Origin of the sequence: uncultured Mucilaginibacter sp. (assembly GCF_903913935.1) — a bacterium.
In the GTDB taxonomy this organism is placed as follows: Bacteria; Bacteroidota; Bacteroidia; order Sphingobacteriales; family Sphingobacteriaceae; genus Mucilaginibacter.
This window is the reverse complement of sequence record NZ_CAIWNH010000007.1, coordinates 1-6,725: the sequence shown is the minus strand read 5'-3', so window position 1 is coordinate 6,725 and position 6,725 is coordinate 1. Positions and strand designations below refer to the sequence as shown.

General features: G+C 40.7%; 6 protein-coding genes. 4 read left to right on the top strand and 2 right to left on the bottom strand.

The window, feature by feature from the left end:
* Positions 1 to 208: 208 nt before the first annotated feature.
* Positions 209 to 1,159, bottom strand: coding sequence for a tryptophan 2,3-dioxygenase family protein (locus QZY09_RS00175; RefSeq protein ID WP_295666495.1), 951 nt, complete (start codon positions 1,157 to 1,159; stop codon positions 209 to 211).
* 275 nt (positions 1,160 to 1,434) lie between these two features.
* Here QZY09_RS00175 and QZY09_RS00170 point away from each other — a divergent pair, with 275 nt between their 5' ends.
* The 4 genes from QZY09_RS00170 to QZY09_RS00155 all read left to right on the top strand — a co-directional run bounded on the left by QZY09_RS00170 (position 1,435) and on the right by QZY09_RS00155 (position 5,106).
* Entirely contained in the window at positions 1,435 to 2,193 is a 759-nt protein-coding gene (locus QZY09_RS00170; RefSeq protein ID WP_295666493.1) for a hypothetical protein, read from the top strand.
* Between the two features lie 201 nt (positions 2,194 to 2,394).
* A complete protein-coding gene (locus QZY09_RS00165; RefSeq protein WP_295666489.1) occupies positions 2,395 to 2,982 on the top strand; it encodes a sigma-70 family RNA polymerase sigma factor in 588 nt (195 codons plus the stop codon).
* Positions 2,979 to 4,550 (top strand): outer membrane beta-barrel protein, encoded by a 1,572-nt coding sequence (locus QZY09_RS00160; RefSeq protein WP_295666486.1) that lies wholly within the window; start codon positions 2,979 to 2,981, stop codon positions 4,548 to 4,550. The genes QZY09_RS00165 and QZY09_RS00160 overlap by 4 nt, the downstream gene beginning before the upstream one ends.
* A gap of 85 nt (positions 4,551 to 4,635) precedes the next feature.
* A complete protein-coding gene (locus QZY09_RS00155) occupies positions 4,636 to 5,106 on the top strand; it encodes a universal stress protein (RefSeq protein WP_295666482.1) in 471 nt (156 codons plus the stop codon).
* 135 nt (positions 5,107 to 5,241) lie between these two features.
* On the opposite strand, the gene QZY09_RS00150 is transcribed toward QZY09_RS00155, so the two are convergent.
* On the bottom strand, positions 5,242 to 6,534 hold the full coding sequence (locus QZY09_RS00150; protein WP_295666479.1) for an HAD-IB family phosphatase: 1,293 nt from the start codon (positions 6,532 to 6,534) through the stop codon (positions 5,242 to 5,244).
* Positions 6,535 to 6,725 lie beyond the last annotated feature (191 nt).

Here is a 6,725-nt window from a genome sequence, read left to right as displayed (position 1 = left end):
CAAAGACATACAACACAAAATCAATAGTAGACCAAGAAAAAAACTGCTATACAACAATCCCAAACATGTTTTTTACACTAACTTAGACAATATTGTTGCATTGGTGAGTTGAATCTACCATGGTTCATAGTTCATGGTTTATTGCTGTTTTTTTACAAAAATAATATACTATTGTTCGGATAAGCAGATTTTGGCTATGAACCATTAACTATGAACCGACAACTTTCTCCACCCAACCTTTTCCCCATTCATCAATTTCCTGTTCGGTCCATAATTCAGGATAAAATATACGTTTCTGGAATCTTGGGGGCAAATACTTCTGCCAATTGGTGCCCCCGGTGGCTTTTATTTCTTCCGGTTCGCGGTTAAGATAGCGTACAGCAGATTTATAATGTGACAGGGGCCAGTTTACATTTACATTGATGTCCAGTTGCCTTAATTCATCTTCAAGGGGTGTTGTTGCCTGGTTACTATTTTTAAGCTGATGATAAAGCGCGTTAAAATTATGGTGGATGCTGGCATTGCCCAATTCAATAAACGTTTTGGCGTATTTCTTTTCAAACTGCTTAAGGGTTAATGTTTTTTTACCTGTGGATAGCTCGGTAGCGCCGAATTTCCAATAAATGTATTCAAACTGATCCTCTACAGTGGCATGTTTCAATTCTTCCCGTTTGTCTGGCGCTACCAGGTTGTTAAAATTTGTCGCAAAAATTTCGATCATGCGGTATTGCCCGCTCTGAAATCCGCTGGCGGGTAACAACGACATCCTGAATTTAAGGAACTGGTCTTTTTCCATTCCTTCCACCATGATCTCAAACGATTGGGTAAGGGCCTCAAAATACCGGTTGATGCGTTTTAAACGGGCCGAAAAAAAATCAGCATTTAACGGCTGCGCAGCGGTAATCTGTTTACATTCATGCAGGGCCAGCTTAAAATAGAGCTCAGTGATCTGGTGATAAATGATAAATATATCCTCATCCGGAAAAGGCGTTTTCGGGTTTTGCAGGCTCAAAAGGGTATCCAGGTGGATATAATCCCAATACGTCAAAAAATCAGCATAGAGCAGGCCATCGAGGTACGATACCATGTCCTGGCCCATGGCTTCATACTTTTCCTGTAAACGTGCCAGGCGTTCTTCAATTTCGGGAGAGAAATGCATGTTCAAATGTAATAAGATTTGGGGGATAGGAACAAGAGTCAAGAGCCAGGAATCAAGAGCCAGGAGTCAAGAATCAAGAGCCAGGGTGCAAAATTCAGGATGGAAAGTCAGAAAATGCCGGAGTATTTTTAATCAACCTGAAATGCTCTCTTTCTTTTCCTGTCCTGGCTCCTGGCTCTTTGTTCTTGAATCTTTCTTCCTCCACCCAACGTTTCTGCCAGTAAACCCGATGATGCTATAAAACGGAATAGAAAACATCTTTTAAAACTAAAAAAATGAAAAAATCACTCTATGGCTTAACAGCGCTTTTGCTGGTATTTTGTTTAATATCAGCATGTAACAAATTTGGCGATCTGCCAGGTTCTCAAAATGGTAAATTGCAGGCTTGGGCTTATAAGGTTGATATCAACCAGCCGGACACTTTGGTACTTACGGGCGCAAAATCAACTGACAGTGTTAAATGGAATGTAATACCTTCAGGCTTTGATTCGCTCATCACTCAAAACAACAAAGCGTTGGTGTTTTTTAAAAAAGCAGGCAAATACCAGGTGAGCGCAACTGCTAAGGGCGTAACCGCCAGCACTAACATTACAGTTAGCGATTCGGTTTATCATCCGGTTACAAGCTACAATTATGTGCAGCTTACCGGCGACCAAATTACGCTTGTCCCTCATTTTTATAACGCCCCGATGGCTGATTCAAGCTACCTTTCATTCGTAGCCCAAACCCAAAAATCGTATTGCAGCACCAGTCGGCTGGTGGTTGCTGATAGCCTGATCAATAATAAGTTTGGGATCAATTTTCTGTATGTAAAACAGCCTACCCAGTGTACTATCGGCCAAAGCCCAATTGGTACAGTAATAAATTTTACGCAAAACCAGCCCGGCCTTTTGGCAAATGGTACGTATCCTTTATCAGTTACCTTAAATGGCACTACTTACACAGGCAGTATAGTTGCCACTTCAACTACTATTACTTTTAACTGGAATTATACGGCGGGGGTACTGATAGCGCCGAAACAAATTAACAGGTAGGTTGAAAACGTTTTAAGGAGTTGTAAATGTTGTAAGTGTTGTAATGTTAAGTTTGTTATAGCAGTTAATAAGTTATTGTAAATAGTTACAACGCCTTACAACTTTTACAACTTTTTTCAATAATAATTAAAAATCTACCCAACGTTTCATTTGAACTATCCGAAGAGTATCTTTAAGCCGATGAGGGAATGAATTTTTCGAATGAACCTTACAAAAAAGCAAGCAAATAAGCTGGTATCAGGATGTATTGATAATAACCGCAAGGCCCAGGAGGAATTGTATAAGCTTTTTTATGCCGATATGCTAAGGGTTTGTCTCAATTATTTGCCCGATAGGGAAATGGCTAAAGAAGCTTTTAATACAGGCTTTCTGAAAGTATTTCAGTCGATTCAGAATTTTGATACTGAAAAAGGAGAATTAGGGGGATGGATCAGGAAGATCATGGTCTTTACGTCGATAGATAAATGCAGGAGCGAATTGAAATTTAATCATTTACTGATCTCGGAAATAGATGATGACGGGTTTTTTATTTCGCCCGATGTATTGGAAAAACTTTTTTTTGATGATATATTAAAAGATATCCGTACCCTGCCCCTTGCAACGCAAACGGTTTTCAATTTATCGGTACTGGATGGTTTTAGTCACAAAGAAATTGCAACGCAACTAAAAATAAGTGAGGGCACCTCACGCTGGCATTTATCCGAAGCAAAAAAACAGTTAAAGGGATTGCTTGAAACAACGGCAAAAAGCGCTGGGCTGCAAGCGGAAAGGAGTGGTAAAGCAAAATGAAAAACGCACTCAAATACCTTAAACTCTGGCAAAAGAAAAGGAGTGAAATGCAGGTCAGTGATGATCCGAAGGCTGATTGGCTCCAATTGCAGTCGCTTTTGGATGAACAAATGCCCGCGGAAAAAAGATCATCAGGTTTTAAAGGGTTTAAAATATTGCCGACAATGTTTATTGCTTTTTCGGCAGCAGCGATGGTGTATATGGTGAGTAATATTGTTTCACTTGAAAAAAATAAACATTCAGTTGAGCATAATCGCCATCATTCCGCGCGTATTACCTCAGGGTCGATCGTTGCAGATTCGTTGAATGCTATTGATTCATTGAATGTGAATGTTACAAAGCAGTTAAGGGATAGCGCCGTTTTAACTGGTCAAACGGCATCTGCTCAGGACAGTAGTTCTATTAAGCCGCATACAGATAACACCAAAGTCAACACAGCGGCATCGGCAAATAACAATAAAAATAGCATTGTTCAGGCATCGGGCAATCATATTGCAGGTACAGTAAAAGATCAAAATCAAAAACCGTCGGCACATACAACCTTCAGACAAGGCGCCGCGCTGGCCGGTACTTTATCTGCATCTGGCCGTCACCATACTGGCATCGGGCGCACCGCTGCGGGGGGCACTAATATCCCTGGCGTAAACAGCATTACCCGCTATCATTTTCCGTCCGCTGCTCCAACCTCAAATAATAGGATTGTTGACGATGCCATTAGCCATAATATAAAAGGGACTAATGATAATTCCGGCACGCAGGATGTGCCTTTAATGTTGGCAGTACAGCCGCAATTAAATTTTAGTTCGATAGGTAACATTCAGCAAATTCCCTTGCCAGCTTTAAGAAGTAGTTTAACAAGGAATACTTCGGGACAAGCGCAGACAGGTAAAACTAAGAAGGATAAAACTCCCAAAGTGAAAAACAACAACCTATCGCACATTGATTGGGGCATATTAACCGGTGTGAATTCATCCGGTAGTTTTACACCGAAAAACCAGAATGCCAACTTTTACGGCAGTTTTCCGGTCGACGTGTATTTTGGTTTGTTTGCTTCGTACAAGTTGAATGCTACCTGGGAAATAGCCCCACAGCTTAGGTTATTTAGCCCACAGAACATTATCACCACCTATTCGCACGCCAATCAAAGCAAAGTTGATTCAAACCAAAACCTCACCATAACGTCCTCCCGGAAAGTTTATGCTGTAAGCGTCCCCATTTATGCTGTTTACAATGCAACCAGTAATCTAAGTATTAAGGCAGGCCCGGTGATCAATTTCCCCGTAAAACAAATAAATGCCAATAGTTTATTGCAGCCGGCCGCAATTAAAGCAGACAGTGCTTACTACGCGAATATCAACGGCATATTAAATAAAACACAATACGATCAAAAACTGAATTTTGGGATTTCAGCCGGGGCAAGCTATAAGTACAAGCGCTTTATTTTTGAGGCGACATATCTGAAAAGTTTAAGCGGCTATGGCGTAACATCAGGTTTAGGCAGCTATAAGTCCTACAACGGCACTTTTCAATTTACGGTTGGATTTCAACTGAATAAAGTGAAACCCTGATAATCAAATTTGCCATTATTTTTGTTTTCCGAAACCCAATATCACCCAACTTGTTAGTATATTTATACCATAAATATTTACTGCCATGATGATCAAAAAAATCCTTATCGGAATTGACGATAGCAAACATGCAGCGTATGCTGCTGAGTTTGGCTTTGATTTAGCCCGAAAATTTAATGCACAGGTTGGCCTGGTAAATATCGTAAGTCCGGTCATAATTTCCCAGTTAACAGGTGCCGACCCTATTATCGGAATGCCGTTACAGGGCACCGGTATTGAAGAAGCTGAGCTTTTGGATATTCAAAAAAGCCAATCAGAAAATATTGTTGACCAAACTATTAAAAAATTTGCCGGTGATTTATCTGTTACCCATTTTACTGAATATGGTTCAACTGCCGATGGAATAATAAGCTGCAGCAAAGAGTTTAATGCCGACCTGGTGGTTATTGGCACTCATAACCGTACAGGCTTGGATCGCCTGTTTATGGGTAGCGTAGCCGAGCACGTGGTAAGGCACTCACCCGTCCCGGTATTGGTGGTGCCTTTGGGTTCATAGTTCATGGTTGATAGTTCATGGCAGCTGCAATAGATTTTCAAATATGAACCAATCAGGTTGCGTTCATCATTGACAGATTATAGAAGCTGCAATTCGCGTTCGGCCATGAACGATGAACTATCAACCATGAACCAATCAATAAAGCAGCCTGAATTTTATCGTATGCTCAATCGCCTTAAGCTCATTTAAAACTTCCGGATCATATCCCGTGTTTACATCGGTAATTACATAGCCGATCTGCGGGTTAGTCACCAAAAACTCGCCTACGATATTGATATTGTGACGGGCAAAAACATCATTTATTTTGGCCAGGATTCCCGGTACATTCTTATGGATGTGTATCAGGCGGTGTGCGTTATTGTTTCGTGGTGGCTGCAGATCCGGGAAATTGCAGCTGGTATGGGTTTTGCCCTCGTTCATAAAAGCAATTACCCTACGGGGGATAAAATCATCATTGCGCGGGTTGTTTTTAGGGTCATCAAAAATAATGATGCCATTATCGCAAGCAGCCTCCATTAATTTACGCCCGTTTATTTTGCCAAAAATGCCAATTACCTTTAGCCTGCCGGCATTTTGCAGTTGTTCGGGCGTCGGCTGGTTTTCTTCGTCGCAAAATAAAATACCGGCTTCCTGCAGGTATTTCTCCTCAATGCTATCCTTTTCGCGGATATTATAGCCTTCTTTCCGCATCAGCGAAAGCGCGTCTTCTTCTACATTACCCACCACCAGGCACTTGATCCGGTTTTTAGGGTACGATATTGCCCTGGGAAGTTTATTGATATACAAAAACTCGTCAAAACTGGGCGTAATGTGATCGGCCTTTTCTGCTACCGATTTTCGCTCGATATTCTCCGTAAACGCGAAGAATTTTTTGATCATCCCTGATTCCTTTAGTTGGAAATCCGAATAGCCATCGCCAATACCAAATATCTCTCCCTGTAAATTAAGTTCTTTCAATAGTTTAACCTTGCCGCCCTCCTGCGAAAGCGGGTTGCTGCGGTCGTACCCTATAATATTGCCTTCCTCATCAAACACAAAGGTATTGGCGTATATATTCTCTTTTTTAATAAAATACTCTGTTACTACAGGGGTAATAAATTCCTTAAATCCGCCAGATACGATCAGCACTTCATCTGCATGGTTTTTAAAAAACACCGTATTACGCGAAAATGATGTAGAAACTTTTTTCTTCAGATGGGAAACCAGTTGTTTTAAATGATCCCGGTTGGCCTCTAAAAGTTTAACCCGGTTCTCCAGGCTTTGGGTAAAAGATAATTTGCCCTCCATAGAGGCGTTGGTGAGGTCCTCTATCTTTTTATAAATATTTTCCCTGTCGGGATGGTTTTTTAAGGAGATCCGGGCCAGCTCGTCTAAAGCCTCTACCTGTGTAAATGTACTGTCGAAATCTATGATAAAGTATTGATCCATTTTGTTATGCAACTATGCGATTGCCTTGCGGATGCAAATGTGCGAATTTTGGATGATTTATAGATGTTTGAATGTAAGGTAAAAATGCCGAGCTATATTTTGTAATTCAGTATATTTTTTCTTTATTTTTGATATACAAAATTCAAACCAGTTTACAGTTAAATTATTAATTGTCAATTCATAAAGGAAAT